We start from the raw sequence: 13,355 nt of genomic DNA on the forward strand, positions 1-13,355 counted from the left end.
CTGAATCAATGAATGGGGCGGGGTGCCTTGGTTGCCTCGATGCCGGCATTAGGCATGGGCCGAGGAGAAGTCGGGGCACCCGCACCGGGGGCTGCGACGTTCTACAACGCGCTGCTCAGCACCTTTGCCATCGCCTGTTCGAGTTCGCTGCGCGTGTAGGGCTTGCGCAGCAAGTCCCATCCGTGCGGCTCGCCGAGCAGTTCGCTGGAATAGCCCGACATCAGCAGCACCGGCAATTCCGGCCGCTGGGCGCGCACCAGTTCGGCCAGTTCGGTGCCGCGCATGCCGGCGCCAAGGACGATGTCGGTCAGCAGGAGGTCGAAGTGCGTCTTCTCACCCAGCACGCCCAGTGCTTGCCGGGCATCCGCGCAGACGACCACCTCGCAGGCCATCGCTGCCAGGAAAGCCTCGACGACGTTGCGCACCTCCGCATCGTCCTCGACCAGCAGCACGCGCAAGCCGGGCGGAACGCGACCGGGCAGGGCGGCGTCGACGTCTGCATCGGCGCTCACGCGACCTTCGACGCGCGGCAGGTACAGCGTTACCGTCGTGCCGGCGCCCGGTGCGCTGCGCAGCGTGATCGCGCCGTGCGACTGCCTGGCAAAGCCATAGACCGTCGACAGGCCAAGGCCGGTGCCGCGGCCGGCTTCCTTGGTGGTGAAGAAGGGCTCGAAGGCGCGTTCCTTCACCGACTCCGGCATGCCCACGCCGGTGTCGGTGATGGAGATGGCGACATAGCCGTCGACGGAGGGCGCAAGCTCTGTCCTGAGCTCGGAAGGCAGCGTGGTTGCGGCCCCGCACGCAAATGCGATGGTGCCGCCCTGCGGCATGGCGTCGCGCGCGTTGATCGCCACGTTCAGCAAGGCGGATTCGAGCTGCACCGGGTCGGCCATGCACAGGGCGTCCTTTGCGGCCAGCGTGATGGCAATGCGCTGGTCGAGCGTGCGCGCGAGCATGCCGGCCAGGGAGGCCAGCAGCGCCCGGGTGTCGACGACGGTCGGCTGCAGCACCTGCCTCCGCGAGAAGGCCAGCAGCTTGCCCGTGAGTTCGGCACCACGGCGTGCCGCGCGATATGCGGCCCCGACCAGTTGCTGGACCATCGGGTCGTCCGCGGAGGCGGGCAACTCCTCCAGCACCTGGAGGTTGCCCGAGATCACGGTCAGCAGGTTGTTGAAATCGTGCGCCACGCCCCCGGTGAGCTGGCCCACCGTTTCCAGCCGCTGCGCATGGTTCAGTGCCTCTTCGCTGGTGGTGCGTTGCATTACCGTGGCCAGCATGCTCGACAGCGATTCCAGAAAGCGCACCTCGTCGTCGCCGAAGCGATGCGGCGTGCGCGAGCGCACGGCCAGCGTGCCGATAGTGCGGCCCCTGTCTCCGAGGGGCACCGACAGTTCGCACACCATGCCCGCCTTGAGATATTGCGTCGGGATGGTGAATCGCCGCTCGGTGGCGTAGTCGCGCATCAGTACGGGTTCGCCCTTCGCGACTACATGCCCCGATGGCGAGCCCGGCTCGTTCGCGACGCGCTGGCCCGGCGATTCCTCCGGCAGCAGGCCCACGCCGGCAGCGATGCGGAATTCAACGCCATTGGCTTCGAGCAGCAGGATCTTGGCCATCTCGACCTGGAGCGCCTCCGCCGCGATTGTCGGCACCAGTTCCAGCAGGTGCTGCGAATCCCGTGCCTCCACCGCGAGCCGCCCGAAGCGGGCCAGGTACTCGGCATAGTGGGCGCGTCGCAGCGCCTGCTTGACGCGCGGATACGCACCCACGTTGCGGATGGCGGCCACCACGTAGGGCAGGCCCTGGTCCTGCAAGGGGCTCAACGCGATCTCGACCATCACTTCGCTGCCGTCGCGGCGCCGGGCGACCAGGTCCATCTGCATTCCCATCGGCCGCGCCCGCGGATGCTCGGCATAGGCGTTGCGATAGCCGGCATGGCGCGGCCGGATGGCGTCGGGCACCAGTTCATCGACAGGCAGGCCGATCAACTCGTCCGCCGAGTAGCCGAGGAGTTCGAGCGCTGTGGGGTTGGCCAGCCTGATCGTCCCCTGCAGGTCGACCAGCAACAGCGCGTCGGGGTAGGCGGCGAAGAGCGTGCGATACAAGCGCGCTGTCGTCCAGCCCCGGCAGCGAGGGCAAGGGCGCCATCAGCCCGCCTCGACCTTGGGGACCAGGATGTAGCCGGCGCCGCGCACCGATTTGATGATCTGCGGGTTGTCCGGGTCGGCCTCGACCTTGCGGCGCAGCCGGCCGATCTGCACGTCGATGGTCCGGTCGAACGGGCCGCCGTCGCGGCCACGCGTTTCCCCGAGCAGGAAGTCGCGCGACAGCACGCGGCCGGGGTGCGTGACCAGGGTGTTGAGCAGTTCGAACTCGCCGGTCGTCAGCGCGACCTCGTCGCCATTCGGGTCGATCAGGCGGCGGGCGGCGGTGTCGAGTTGCCATTGGGCGAAGCGCCTCACGGTCGATGGTTCCGCGGGCGGTTGCCGTGCCGGTGTGCCTTCGGGCGTCGTTGTCGCGGGCGTGAGCCTGCGCAGCACGGCCTTGATCCGGGCCAGAAGTTCCCGCAGGTCGAAGGGCTTGGTGACGTAGTCGTCCGCGCCGACTTCCAGGCCGACGACCTTGTCCACGGCATCGCCCCGGCCGGTGACGATCACCAGCCCGCAATGCCAGTGCTCGCGCAGCTTGCGGGCGATGGCGAATCCGTCTTCGCCGGGCAGGCCCAGGTCGAGCAGGACGAGCGCGGGCGCATCGCGCGCCATCAGGTCCATGAGTGCCGTGCCGGAATGGACCTGGCTGACCCGAAAGCCGTGGCTTCCGAGATAGGTGGCCAGCAACAGCGTGATGTCGGTTTCGTCGTCGAGGACTGCGAGGTGCGTGGGAATGTTCACGCGCGGAATGGTAGTGCGTGCGGTCCTTCAGGCCAACAGCAGGGCTGCCCGCGTTCCGATCGCGGCGTCCGGCTCCGCCGGTGCCTCCCTGGCGATCGCTTTCCAGTCGTCATGCGTGAGGAGTTGCGCGGCGCGCGGCAGGATCTCCCTTTCCTCGGTCGCGAGATGATGACGGTAGTAGACGAGGTAGAGAGCCGCCGCAGCCTCCACCCGCGAGCGGAGCACCACCGCGTCGCCGATGATTCCCTTCAGCAGGGAGACCAGTTCCTCTCCGGCGGCTGCGATGGCCCGGTGCTCCTGCTTCAGCCGGTTGATCGGCAGCCGCAGGTCGGGATCGCGCATCACCAGGCGTGCGAAGGCCGTGTCCTCGAAAGGATGGTGGACACGATCACCGAACTCGCGCAGGCACGTGACGATGTCGAGCATGCGGTCGTAGTCCGGCTCGCCATCCTCGTGGAACTCGGCGACCTGCTGCTTCAACTGGTCGAGCAGCCGCGAGAAGGTGAGGTGATCGGCATGCCATTGGGGGATCATGTTGGTCATGAGGTTTCTCCTTCAGCCCACGCAGATTGCGTTCGGCCGCGCGGCTTCCCGGGAATCCTTCGAATTGGCCACTTCGGTGCCGAATGCCTGCAAGCGCGCCGCGCAGCTGCCGTCCTCGACCTCGCGCGCGGTGAAGGTCGTGCTGAGGATGGGCGCGCGGCCTGTCAGTTGGGCGATCTCCGCGGCGGCGTTCGGCCCGCCGCTTCCGCCCATGACCGACACGACGGCCACGTCGGGCAACTGCTTTCGGAACCTGGCCACGAAGCTGCGCATCGGCCCTGACAGCCGGAGGATCCAGATGGGCGACACCAGCACCACCACATCGAAGTCAGATGGCGGCGGCCCGTCATAGCGGACGGCTGGCTTCAGCCGGAACACCGAATCGAGAACGCAGCGCGCATTGCCATATCCGCCGCTGCGGCTGTGGGCCTCCGTGATCTCCGCCATCCGCCAGTCCTGCTGCATGCAGAGCAGCTTCGCCAGGTTGCGCGAGGTTCCGGTGAGGGAATGGACAACTACGAGGACTTTGCTCATCGCCTGGCTCCGTGTCGTTCTTCAGGGATTCAATGTAGGGCGGGCGGCGGCGCGGGGTCTTGCGTTGCATCAATGAAGCGGCCTTTCCTCCCTTGCGCCTTCCGCGTTTCCAGCGCAAGGGGCCGCATGGCTTCGAGACGCTTGACGCACATCCATCGCGTCGGCCCGCCGGTTCGCACAGACTGCCGGGATGAATCCGGCAGCGCCTCCCACCGTCGACCCGCGCCTCGCCATCGCGCTGCGCCGGCACATCCAGGCCGCGACCGGTCGGGTGGTGGCGCTTGTGGAGACCCATATCTCGTGGGTGCTGCTGACCGATGCGATGGCATACAAGCTCAAGAAGCCGGTGCACCTGCCGTTTGTCGACTTCCGCACGCTGACGGCGCTGCAGCGCTCTGCCGACCATGCACTCGACATCTACACACCCGAGGCCACGCGCCGTACCTTTGCGCGCCTTGCCGACGGCGCCCGGATCGCATTGCAGGCCGGTTTTCCGGTGATCGTCGATGCCGCGTTCCTGCGCCGCGCCGCGGCATCGCTCTGCGCGCTCTGGATGTCGGGGTCCTGAGGACGTTCAGGGCAGCAGCACCGCCGCACCCTGCACCCGTCCGGCCCGAAGGTCGGCCAGCGCCTCGTTGGCCTGCGCGAGCGCATAGGTCGCGATGTGCACCTGCAGCGGATGCGCCTGCACATGGACGAGAAACTCGTTCGCGTCCTGGCGTGTGAGGTTGGCCACCGACACGACCTGCCGTTCTTCCCACAGCAGCCGGTATGCAAAGGCCGGGATGTCGCTCATGTGGATGCCGCCGCAAACCACGCGTCCGCCCTTGCGCACGGCGCGCAAGGCGGCGGGCACCAGGCTGCCGACCGGCGCGAAGATGATCGCTGCGTCAAGTGGCTGGGGCGGTAGCTCGTCGGAGCCGCCGGCCCACACGGCACCGACGCTTCGCGCAAACGCCTGGCCCTCGGCGTCGCCGGGTCGCGTGAACGCATGAACCTTGCAGCCCTGCACCGTGGCGACCTGTGCGATCAGATGCGCCGCGGCGCCGAAGCCGTACAGGCCCAGGCGCCGCACGCCCGGGCCGGCCGCCTTGAGGCAGCGCCAGCCGATCAGGCCGGCGCACATCAGCGGCGCGACGCGCGCGGGCGCCTGGTGCAACAGTCCGAGCGGCAGGCAGAAGTCGGCTTCGGCCACGACGTGCGTCGCGAACCCGCCGTCGCGGTGGTAGCCGGTGAAGCGGGGCGTGTCGCACAGGTTCTCGCTGCCGTGCGTGCAATAGAAGCAATGGCCGCAGGTGTGGCCAAGCCAGGGCACGCCGACCAGTTCGCCAATGCGATGGGACTGGACGCCGGCGCCCAATGCCTCGACGACGCCGACGATCTCATGACCCGGCACGATCGGCAGCACGGGCAGGGGCAGGTCGCCGTCCACCACATGCAGGTCGGTGCGGCACACGGCACAGGCCACCACGCGCAACCGCAACTCGCCCGTGGCAGGTGCGGGCACCGGGCGCTGCTCCATGCGCAGCGGCTGGCCCGCAGCAGGCAGCACCATGGCCTGCATCGTCGATTCAGCATGCATCGCGCGACCTCCTGTATGTGCCGGCAACCCGTTCGTGACGATCGCCCCGATTATCCGGCTCGGCCCTTGAGCCGGCAGGGCGCCTCGCGCTCGGTGCGAGGGCCGCATCCAGCCGCTGATCTCCGGCATGTCGTGCCCGTGGTTCCGCTTCCTGCGAGCGGCACCGGCTCCCGTCGTCCTCAGCGCATGTTGCCGGTATGTCCAAGCGAGTAGCGCCCCGGCTGGGGCCACACGGTAAGCCCGTGCGGCTGGGTGCCGACCGGTATCTTCGTCACCTCACCCGAGCTGGTGTCGATGGAATAGACAACGTCGTCGTAACGGCCGGACAACCACAAGCGGCTCCCGTCCGCGCTCACATTGCCCATGTCCGGACTTCCGCCGCCGGAAATGGGCCAGGTCGCCACCACCTTGCGGGTTGCGAAGTCGAGCACCGAAACGCTGCCCGGCCCGCCCTTGGTGCCATGGATCTTGTTGGACCCGCGGTTGGAGATGTAGAGCTTCGTGCCATCGCGGCTCGGGTAGAGGCCGTGGGTACCGACGCCGGTCGGGATGTAGCCGATCTCGCGGAACGCGTCGCCATCGATCATGAAAACGCCGTCGGCCATCATGTCCGCCACGTAGTACACCTTGCCGTCCGGCGAGACGCGGATGTCCTGCGGCATGCCGCCCTTCGACAGCTTCAGGTAGCCGATGACCTTGCGCTCGACCATGTCGATCTTGGCAAGATAGCCGCCGAACTCGCAGGTGAAGATCGCGTAGCGGCCGTCGATGGCGAAATCTGCGTGGTTGATGCCTGCGCATTGGGGCACCTGTAGCGAGAACTCCATCGCCATGGTGTGCGGATCGCGAAAGTCCAGGCGCTTGCGGGCCTCGGCCACGACGATCGCATGCTTGCCGTCCGGCGAGAAGTACATGTTGTAGGGGTCGTCCACCGCGATCGGCTTGCCGGCCTTTCCGGTCATCGGATCGAGCGGGGTCAGCGTGCCCTTGGTCGTGCCCTCGGCATTGTTGGCGACCCACAGCGTCTTCAGGTCCCACGAGGGCACGACGTGCTGCGGATTGGTGCCGACCTTGAACCGGTCGACCACCTTGTTCGTGGCGGGATCGATCACGTAGACGTCGTTCGACTTGACGTTCGGCACGTACACCCGGGGCAGCGCCCCCGCGGCCGCGGGGCTGAACTTGCCGGCGGCCGTCTCGCCGTACAGGTTCGCCGAATCGACGATGGCGGGCATGCCGGGCAGGGCCGGCTGGATGGTCGGCGTGGCCGCGTGCGCCTGAACGGCGCACAGGGCAGCGACGGCAAACGAACAGGCGAGAAGAGGAGAGCGTGTTGGGTTCATACGTGTAATGGGCAAGGAGTGATGGGGTTCAAGGACGCGTGGTGTCCTTGCGAATGGCATTGACGGTCGCGGCCACGATGGCGTCGGTGCCCAGCCGGCCCAGCTCGGCGGTCGCCCGACGCGGGTCGCCGCCGTAGACGCCATCGGCCGCACCCGGTTTGGGCGCCTGCCGCATGCGCGCCTCCCGCACCATTTGCGGCGCGGCGGCCAGTTGCAGCGAGGTATCCGAAAGGCCCGCGTGCGTGCCGATCTCGTCGTCGCGAAAGCCCTTGCTTCGCAGGATCTTCGCAAAGCCCTCGGAACTGGTCTCGTAGTACTCGGGCGGCACGAAGGCCCGGGCCGTCGAGCCGGCCCAGCCCTTGTTGAGCTGTGCCACCACGCGCTGGATGCTCTTCTGGTAGCCGCCGTGATCCCCGAGAAAAACGATGCTGCGAAAGCCGTGCGCCTTGAACCCGTTGGCGGCCGAGGCGAGCGTTTTCTCGAAGGCGTCCTCGGGCACCGTGATCGTGCCGGGAAAGCGCATGTGCGAGGTCGGCGGGTCGTAGCCGCCCTCCGGCACGTAGGCGATGACCGGTGCAACGATGGCATCGCCCAGCGACTCGGCGATCCGGCCCGAGAGGTAGACGGCGCGAGCGTTGTGCTTTCCCAGCGCCACGTCCGGGCCGCTTTGCTCCGTTCCGCCGACGGGAATGATGATCGTGGTCTTTCCGGCGCGGATCTGGTCGCGCAATTCGGTCCATGTGAGGTCTTCGAGCTGCACCGTGTGCGGCGCCGCCTGCGTCCAACCCGGTTGTGCGCCAAGCAGGAAGGCTGCAGCGATCCAGTGTCGTCCTGCTCCAAGGCGAATCTTCATAAGTTCCAGAGTTGATTGCGTCGCGAAGGAGAGGGATTACAGCAGAACTGCCGGCGCCCGCGAAATCCCATCGGGCGCAACACTCGCCCGCATTTGCTGCGCTCCCTTGCGCCAGCGCAAGGTTTGTCCTGCCGTTTTGGCAGACCATCCGCAAGCGGCCTTCCCGTCGTACCGCAGCAAACTGGAGCACGCCATGAAGATCACACGCCAGGGAACGATACAGGTCCTTGCCTTTATATTGCTCACGCTGCTGGCCACGGGCTTGCTCGTTGCGGCTGGCCTGAGCGAGGAAGATACTTCGCCAATCCACCGCGCGGATGTGCGCCCTGTCCCGGCACAGCCCGGTTGACGCGCACGATGATTTCTCACCCTGATGGAACCACGATGAAAAAAAACCGCCGCAATTTCCTCCTGACAATCGCAGCGACCGGCGCCGCCATGGCCACCACGCCGGCGTCGGCCCAGGCGCCGGTCGATGAAAAGGATCCCACCGCCGTGGCGCTTGGCTACGTGGCCGACACCACAAAGGCCGACGCAAAGAAGTACCCCAAGCACGAAAACGCGCAGCAATGCAACAACTGCACGCTGTGGCAGTCCAAGCCGACGGATGCGCTCGGCAATTGCCCACTGTTTGCCGGCAAGCAGGTCACTGCCAAGGGCTGGTGCAGCGCCTGGGCCAAGAAGGCCTGAACCCCTGCGGTTCTCCCTTCCTGGCGATCCTCCGGCGGCCTCACTCGATCGAGAGCGCCGCCGACGGAAGCTTGACGCGTGTGGCCACCTCCGCAGCCTCGGCCGCAGCGGGTTCTTCATGGGTGCGCACCAGGAGCACCGGCACCGGTGCGGTGCGAAGAATGCTTTCGGCGCCGCTCCCGAGGAACACTCGGCTGAATCCGCGGCGGCCGTGCGTGCCGAGCACGATCAGGTCCGCCGGCCAGCTGGTTGCTTCCGCCGCCACCAGTTCCGCCACCTTGCCGTTGAAGCTGTCGCGCAGCACCACTTCGGCGTCGACCCCTGCTGCACTCGCCATCTCCTTCGCTTCCGCGAGGAGCCTGGCGCCGGCTTCGCGCAGGGTGTTCAACCAGTCGCCGACGTACCCGGCGTAGGCATCCATCGACAGCGCAAACGAAAGCTCGTCGATCACGTGAAACAGGCGCAGGCGGCCCTTGGTCAACCGGGCCAGTCGAATGGCCTCCTGCACGCCATGCCGCGACGTCTCGCTGCCGTCGATGGGGACAAGAATGTTCTGGTACATCGCCAACTCCTTTTGTGATGGGATGCAGCCAGTATGAAAAGGGTCGCGCAGCGGGCGTTTGATATGGCGCAAGGCAACGCCACGTCGTGCGGGACGCGCGGGAGTTGATCTGGCGCAAGAGAGCATTGCGCGACTTGCGCGAACCTTTGGCTCATCTCACAGGAGGCCGCATGACGCAACAAGTCACCACCCATGCCACGACCCGCATCATTCGCGATGAACACGCCGCACTGTCGGCCATGTTGCGATCGATCCTGCTGCTGCTGGCGCAGCACCGCCGCAACGGCACGCAGCCGGACTTTGCGGCATTGCGGGCCATGCTGTTCTATGTCGACGAGTTCCCGGAGAAGCGGCATCACCGCAAGGAGTCCGAGTTGCTGTTCCCGAAGCTACGCTCAAGGACGCCGATCTCGCGCGAGCTGCTTGACCGGCTCGACGACGACCACGACCGCGGCGAGAGAAAAATCCGCAATGTCGAACATGCCTTGCTGGCCTTCGAGATGATGGGCGATTCGCGCCGGGAGGCCTTCGAGACCGCAGTCGAACGCTACGTCGATTTCTACCTGGCGCACATGGCGCTGGAAGAGCGCGAGATCCTGCCCCTGGCCGAACGCGTGCTCACCGAAGAAGACTGGGCCGAACTCGACCGCGCATTCAGCGCCAACCGCGACCCTTTGACCGGCTGCAAGCCCGACGCGGAATACGTCGCCTTGTTCACCCGGATCGTGAACGCCGTACCCGCACCCATCGGGCTGGGCCCTTCGCAGTCCACGTGAGCGCCCGGTAGGGCGGTCGGCCGCCTGCGGCGCCGATCACTGGCACCGCTGTAGTGGTGGCTTTCCGAGTCGCTTCTCCGCATGAATGCATGGTGGCAAAATGCATGCATTGAATGCATTCAGGAGTGATCGTCATGGCCATGCTGACAGTTCGCAACATCTCCGAGGAGGTGCACCGTGCTCTGCGTGTTCGCGCTGCCCAGCACGGCCAAAGCATGGAGGCCGAGGTGCGCGAGATCCTGGAGTCTGCGATCAGCCCCAAGGGGCGTGTGAAGCTGGGTTCGCTTCTGGCCGACATGGGCCGCCAGGCCAGATTGAGCGATGAAGAGTTCGCTGTGTTTGAGCAGGTGCGTGACAAGGCTCCCTCTCGCCCGGTGAGCTTCGAGTGATTCTGCTGGACACCAAGGTCGTGTCGGAGCCGCTTCGCCACGCTCCCGAACTTCGCGTGATCGAGTGGATCGACGCCCAGGCGATGGAGACGCTGTTCCTTTGTGCCATCACCGTGGCGGAGTTGCGTGCGGGAGTGGCGCTGCTTCCCGCTGGCAAGCGGCGTTCGGGATTGCAGGAAAACCTCGAAAAGCGCGTCCTGCCTCTGTTCGCCGGCCGAGTGCTTCCCTTTGACCTGGCTTGCACGCAGGCCTATGCCGCGCTGATGGCAAAGGCCCGCACCGCTGGCTTGGCCATTGCCACGGCCGATGGCTACATCGCGGCTATCGCCGCAGCCAATGGGTTCGCTGTCGCCACTCGAGACACCAGCCCCTACGAGGCCGCAGGCGCGGCCGTCATCAACCCATGGCTCGCGTGACCGTGCGCAAGCTCGCACGGGAAAACGCAGCAATGCAACTGTTACGAAGCGGCTAGATTTATGGCAAACAGAGAAAATCAACAACTTGGCGCAGGTTTGCCACTGTGTCGGCTGAGTGTGGCCCCCATGATGGACTGGACTGACAGGCACTGCCGTTTCTTCCATCGCTTGTTGAGCCGCCGCACGCTGCTGTACACCGAGATGGTGACGACTGGCGCGCTGGTACATGGCGACGTGCCGCGCCACTTGCGCTTCAATGCAGAAGAACACCCTGTCGCCCTGCAACTCGGCGGCAGCGAACCGGCCGACCTGGCCCATTGCGCCAGGCTGGGCGAGGAGTGGGGCTATGACGAAATCAACCTCAACTGCGGCTGCCCGAGCGAGCGGGTGCAGCGCGGTGCGTTCGGCGCCTGCCTGATGGCGGAACCGAAGCTCGTGGCCGATTGCGTCAAGGCCATGGTCGACGTGGTCGACGTGCCGGTCACGGTCAAGCACCGCATCGGCATCGACAAGGTCGAGCGCTATGAATTCGTGCGCGACTTCGTCGGCACGGTGAGCGAAGCCGGTTGCAGGACCTTCATCGTGCATGCGCGCAATGCATGGCTCCAGGGGCTGTCGCCCAAGCAGAACCGCGAAGTGCCGCCATTGCGCTATGCGCTGGTTCACCGCCTCAAGCATGACTTTCCGGACTTGCGCTTTTCCATCAATGGCGGCATTGCCGACAACACGGAAGTGCATTCGCAACTGCGCCTGCTCGACGGCGTGATGATCGGCCGCGAGGCCTATCACAACCCTTGGTGGCTGGCGGAATGGGACTCCGGCTTCTTCGGCGAAGCGCAGCGCGAACTCACGCGGGAAGACGTCGAGGCGCAGATGTGCGACTACATGGCACGAGAGGCCGCGGAGCAGGGCACCCCCTGGTCCAACATCGCCCGCCACATGCTGGGCCTGCGCAATGGCTTGCCCGGTGCGCGCCGCTGGCGGCAGGTGTGGAGCGACCACAAGCTCAAGGGCTTGTCGCCGCATGCGGTGATGGCGCTGGCCCATGCGATCGACCCCGCCCGCGAGAGCGGGCAAGTACCTCAGGGGCTCGCCAGCGTGCCTTCGTGAGGCGCGTGAGCAACCCGCGCTTCGCCTCGTATCAGTTTTCCACCACGCTATCGCGAGCTCCGCGACGCATGGAAACACGCGCCACTCTAACGCGTGCCCCGCGACGAGGAAACTGGCGCCGTCAAATGCCAGGGATACCGCGGAACCGGCTTCGCGGGCCGCCGGGTGCGCCCCCTTGAGCAAGCAAAAAGGGCGTGGATGACCCAGCCCTTTTCACAACTCGCCTCTCGGACCTGCCCGTTCGCCGGGGCTGCCCGCTATCGCGCGACCCGTGGCGCATGAATCCAGGACGAGCACGGCGAAGTCTGTTCGTGGGCACCCGCGGAACCGGCTTTGCCGGGCCGCTGGGTGCGCCCCCTTGAGGGGGAGGCGCCGCAGGCGCATCGGGGGTGTTTCAGTTCCCCCCGCGGAACCGGCTTCGCCGGGCCGCCGGGTGCGCTCCCTTGAGCACGTAAAAAGGGCCTGGATGACCCGGCCCTTTTCACAACTCACCTCTCGGACCAGCCCGTTCGCCGGGCCTGCCCGCTATCGCGCGACCCGTGGCGCATGAATCCAGGACGAGCACGGCGAAGTCTGTTCGTGGGCACCCGCGGAACCGGCTTTGCCGGGCCGCTGGGTGCGCCCCCTCGAGGGGGAGGCGCCGCAGGCGCATCGGGGGTGGTCCCACTTCAAGCCGCTGCTTCGAGACCGCTGCTGAAATGTTCGCGCATGCGGGCCATGGCGGCCGGCGCGTCCTTCTCGATCAGCGCCGCCATGATGGCCCGGTGTTCCTTCAGCGACTCGTCGATGCGGCCGGATTTCAGCAACGAGTTCTGGCGATTGAGCTTCATCACCTTGCGCAGGTCGGCCACCATCTGGTCGCGCCAGCGGTTGTCGGCGATCGCAAGAAGCCGCATGTGAAAGCGCTCGTTGATCGTGAAGAAGAGGTCGTGGTCGATCTGCCCTGGCCGCGCCGCCGCCTCGAGTTCGGCGTGCAGCGCCTTTAGCTCGTCGATTTGCGCAGCGGTCGCGTTCTGCGCCACCACGCCGGCCGCGTCGCTTTCAAGCAGGCTCAGCAGGTGGTAGACGTCCGCCAGGTCCTTCTCGGACACCTCGGTGACGTAGGCACCGCGCCGCACCTTCATCGTCACCAGGCCCTCGGCGGCCAGCACCTTCAGGGCTTCCCGCAGGGGCGTCCGGCTGATACCGTATTCCTCCGCCAGCTTCAGCTCGTCGATCCAGCTGCCCGGCTCCAGCTCGCGCCGGTATATGCGTTGGCGCAGGAGTTCGGCCACCTCTTCATACAAGGCGCGGGGGGTGAGCGTGACGGCAGACATGGCCGAAATGTACCTCAAGAAATGAATATTGAATTAATAATTACAGATAGGGTAGACTCTCACCCACACTGACGACCCGACATTTGGCGCCGCACATGAGCACTATTCCCGAACCCACCTTCAAGCCTTCCACCCTCGATGCCTGGACGAAGGCGGCCGCCAAGTCCGCGCCCGGCGGCGACCTCGGCGCGCTGAACTGGATCACGCCCGACGGCATCGCCGTCAAGCCGCTGTACACAGCGGCCGACCTGCAGGGCCTGAAATACACCGACACGCTGCCCGGCTTCGAGCCCTACCTGCGCGGCCCGCAAGCCACCATGTACGCGGTGCGGCCGTGGACCATCCGCCAG

At 66.5% G+C, this 13,355-nt stretch carries 17 protein-coding genes; 8 read left to right on the plus strand and 9 right to left on the minus strand.

Translation table 11 applies throughout. From position 1 onward, the window contains the following. Positions 1 to 101: 101 nt before the first annotated feature. The 4 genes from WKW80_RS29165 to WKW80_RS29180 are packed head-to-tail and all read right to left on the minus strand — an operon-like array spanning position 102 to position 3,968. A complete protein-coding gene (locus tag WKW80_RS29165) occupies positions 102 to 2,105 on the minus strand; it encodes a PAS domain S-box protein (protein ID WP_340367086.1) in 2,004 nt (667 codons plus the stop codon). A 42-nt stretch (positions 2,106 to 2,147) separates the two neighbouring features. Further along, a complete protein-coding gene (locus WKW80_RS29170) occupies positions 2,148 to 2,891 on the minus strand; it encodes a winged helix-turn-helix domain-containing protein (RefSeq protein WP_340367087.1) in 744 nt (247 codons plus the stop codon). A 27-nt stretch (positions 2,892 to 2,918) separates the two neighbouring features. Then, positions 2,919 to 3,434: a hemerythrin domain-containing protein gene (locus WKW80_RS29175; protein WP_340367088.1), complete on the minus strand. Its 516-nt coding sequence runs from the start codon at positions 3,432 to 3,434 to the stop codon at positions 2,919 to 2,921. A 12-nt stretch (positions 3,435 to 3,446) separates the two neighbouring features. Next, positions 3,447 to 3,968, minus strand: a complete 522-nt coding sequence (locus WKW80_RS29180) for a flavodoxin family protein (protein WP_340367089.1) — start codon at positions 3,966 to 3,968, stop codon at positions 3,447 to 3,449. 190 nt (positions 3,969 to 4,158) lie between these two features. Here WKW80_RS29180 and WKW80_RS29185 point away from each other — a divergent pair, with 190 nt between their 5' ends. After that, on the plus strand, positions 4,159 to 4,536 hold the full coding sequence (locus WKW80_RS29185) for a P-loop nucleotide/nucleoside kinase family protein (protein ID WP_422822983.1): 378 nt from the start codon (positions 4,159 to 4,161) through the stop codon (positions 4,534 to 4,536). 6 nt (positions 4,537 to 4,542) lie between these two features. On the opposite strand, the gene WKW80_RS29190 is transcribed toward WKW80_RS29185, so the two are convergent. From WKW80_RS29190 to WKW80_RS29200, 3 genes are all read right to left on the minus strand, one after another. Then, complete coding sequence (locus tag WKW80_RS29190; protein WP_340367104.1) at positions 4,543 to 5,532, minus strand: zinc-dependent alcohol dehydrogenase family protein; 990 nt, start codon at positions 5,530 to 5,532, stop codon at positions 4,543 to 4,545. 197 nt (positions 5,533 to 5,729) lie between these two features. Beyond that, positions 5,730 to 6,893, minus strand: coding sequence for a YncE family protein (locus WKW80_RS29195; protein ID WP_422822984.1), 1,164 nt, complete (start codon positions 6,891 to 6,893; stop codon positions 5,730 to 5,732). Positions 6,894 to 6,921: 28 nt separating this feature from the next. Beyond that, a complete protein-coding gene (locus WKW80_RS29200; protein WP_340367090.1) occupies positions 6,922 to 7,746 on the minus strand; it encodes a creatininase family protein in 825 nt (274 codons plus the stop codon). Positions 7,747 to 7,939: 193 nt separating this feature from the next. On the opposite strand from WKW80_RS29200, the gene WKW80_RS29205 reads away from it, so the two are divergent. Together WKW80_RS29205 and WKW80_RS29210 are read left to right on the plus strand one after the other, a co-directional pair. After that, on the plus strand, positions 7,940 to 8,095 hold the full coding sequence (locus tag WKW80_RS29205; protein ID WP_340367091.1) for a hypothetical protein: 156 nt from the start codon (positions 7,940 to 7,942) through the stop codon (positions 8,093 to 8,095). Positions 8,096 to 8,130: 35 nt separating this feature from the next. Next, positions 8,131 to 8,436 carry a high-potential iron-sulfur protein gene (locus WKW80_RS29210; protein WP_340367092.1) on the plus strand — a complete coding sequence of 102 codons (306 nt, stop codon included), beginning with the start codon at positions 8,131 to 8,133 and terminating at the stop codon, positions 8,434 to 8,436. Between the two features lie 40 nt (positions 8,437 to 8,476). Here WKW80_RS29210 and WKW80_RS29215 read toward each other — a convergent pair whose 3' ends face one another. Continuing rightward, the gene (locus WKW80_RS29215) at positions 8,477 to 8,998 is read right to left on the minus strand and encodes a universal stress protein (RefSeq protein ID WP_340367093.1); all 522 of its coding nucleotides are present in this window, start codon (positions 8,996 to 8,998) and stop codon (positions 8,477 to 8,479) included. A gap of 170 nt (positions 8,999 to 9,168) precedes the next feature. Here WKW80_RS29215 and WKW80_RS29220 point away from each other — a divergent pair, with 170 nt between their 5' ends. From WKW80_RS29220 to dusA, 4 genes are all read left to right on the plus strand, one after another. Further along, on the plus strand, positions 9,169 to 9,774 hold the full coding sequence (locus tag WKW80_RS29220) for a hemerythrin domain-containing protein (RefSeq protein ID WP_340367094.1): 606 nt from the start codon (positions 9,169 to 9,171) through the stop codon (positions 9,772 to 9,774). Positions 9,775 to 9,908: 134 nt separating this feature from the next. Beyond that, a complete protein-coding gene (locus tag WKW80_RS29225) occupies positions 9,909 to 10,163 on the plus strand; it encodes a FitA-like ribbon-helix-helix domain-containing protein (protein ID WP_340367095.1) in 255 nt (84 codons plus the stop codon). After that, positions 10,160 to 10,579, plus strand: coding sequence for a type II toxin-antitoxin system VapC family toxin (locus WKW80_RS29230; protein WP_340367096.1), 420 nt, complete (start codon positions 10,160 to 10,162; stop codon positions 10,577 to 10,579). Before WKW80_RS29225 ends, WKW80_RS29230 begins: the two co-directional genes overlap by 4 nt. Positions 10,580 to 10,639: 60 nt before the next feature. Then, entirely contained in the window at positions 10,640 to 11,689 is a 1,050-nt protein-coding gene (dusA, locus tag WKW80_RS29235; RefSeq protein ID WP_340367097.1) for a tRNA dihydrouridine(20/20a) synthase DusA, read from the plus strand. Positions 11,690 to 12,357: 668 nt separating this feature from the next. On the opposite strand, the gene WKW80_RS29240 is transcribed toward dusA, so the two are convergent. Continuing rightward, positions 12,358 to 13,005 carry a GntR family transcriptional regulator gene (locus tag WKW80_RS29240; RefSeq protein ID WP_340367098.1) on the minus strand — a complete coding sequence of 216 codons (648 nt, stop codon included), beginning with the start codon at positions 13,003 to 13,005 and terminating at the stop codon, positions 12,358 to 12,360. A 95-nt stretch (positions 13,006 to 13,100) separates the two neighbouring features. Here WKW80_RS29240 and WKW80_RS29245 point away from each other — a divergent pair. Beyond that, the coding region (locus WKW80_RS29245; RefSeq protein ID WP_340367099.1) for a methylmalonyl-CoA mutase family protein at positions 13,101 to 13,355 on the plus strand (255 nt) is incomplete at its 3' end.

The organism is Variovorax humicola (assembly GCF_037889915.1).
Lineage (GTDB): Bacteria > Pseudomonadota > Gammaproteobacteria > Burkholderiales > Burkholderiaceae_C > Variovorax > Variovorax humicola.